We start from the raw sequence: 991 nt of genomic DNA on the forward strand, positions 1-991 counted from the left end.
TGCTCGCAGGGCGCCGCCAGAAGGAGGCGGCCGCCCTCCTCGCCGTGACTCCGGCCGCGGTCAGCGCCCGACTGAAGGCCGCGATGTGGCGCGCCGAGGAGGACGCGCGCCCGGGCCTGGAGCGACTGCTCGCCGAGCTCGACGCGGAATCCGAACGCGCCGCGACGACGTGACCCCGCGGTGGGGGCGGCCCTCGTTACACTGCTCGAAGCCACGGCCGTCCGGTCGCTGCGCGGAAGGAGCACCGTGAACCTCGTCGTCATCGCCGATGCCATCGCATGGTCGGCGCTGCTGCTCTCGCTGACCGCCGCGGCCGCGCTCTCGGTGCTCGCGTTCCTGAAGCCGAGGTCGGTCTGGTTCTGGTTCGCGACGGTGACGCTCGGCATCGCGCTCATGGCCGCCGCGTCCATCTCCGCGCCGGCCGAGTTCGGCTTCGCACCGCTCATCACCGTGCTGGGCTTCACCGTGGCGATCTTCGGCGGGAGCCCGGCGGCCGCGACCGCGTTGAACCTCGCGATGGGCGCCAGCGCACCTCCCGGCCTCCACGGCGGCATCATCGTGGCCGAACGACCCACCGCCGAGGAGCAGCGCCAGGGCGTCGTCGCCGGTGGGCGCCGGGAGGTCCTCCGCGGCGGCCTCACCATCGGCGTGCTCGAGCGCGTCGCGACTGCAGGCTCGATCATCGCGGGCTTCCCCGAGGGACTGGCGATCGTGGTCGCCGTGAAGGGCGTCGGCCGCTTCACCGAGCTCGAGGCGCCCGAGGCGCGCGAACGGTTCATCATCGGCACCTTCGCGAGCCTGATCTGGGCCTGCGCGGCGGCGCTCGTCGTGCACCTCGCCGTGCACTGAGATCGCCCGCGTCAGTCGTGCGACTTCGCGTGACGCCGGTACGGCGACACTCCCGGGTCACCCGGGATCCAGAACCGCCACGGGAACGCCGCTCCCCCGCCCGCACCGCTCACGCCCGTGCGCGGGCCCGACGCGAACGTCT

The 991-nt window shown here is 73.6% G+C and carries 1 protein-coding gene and 1 pseudogene; one reads left to right on the forward strand and one right to left on the reverse strand.

Annotated features, from left to right (window positions below):
* Positions 1-246: 246 nt before the first annotated feature.
* A complete protein-coding gene (locus AC1DY2_RS20115; protein WP_476764025.1) occupies positions 247-849 on the forward strand; it encodes a hypothetical protein in 603 nt (200 codons plus the stop codon).
* 11 nt (positions 850-860) lie between these two features.
* Here AC1DY2_RS20115 and AC1DY2_RS20120 read toward each other — a convergent pair.
* Positions 861-991, reverse strand: a pseudogene (locus AC1DY2_RS20120) (DNA-3-methyladenine glycosylase); the annotation flags it as partial.

It is taken from the genome of Agromyces sp. P1_H4, from assembly GCF_056405255.1.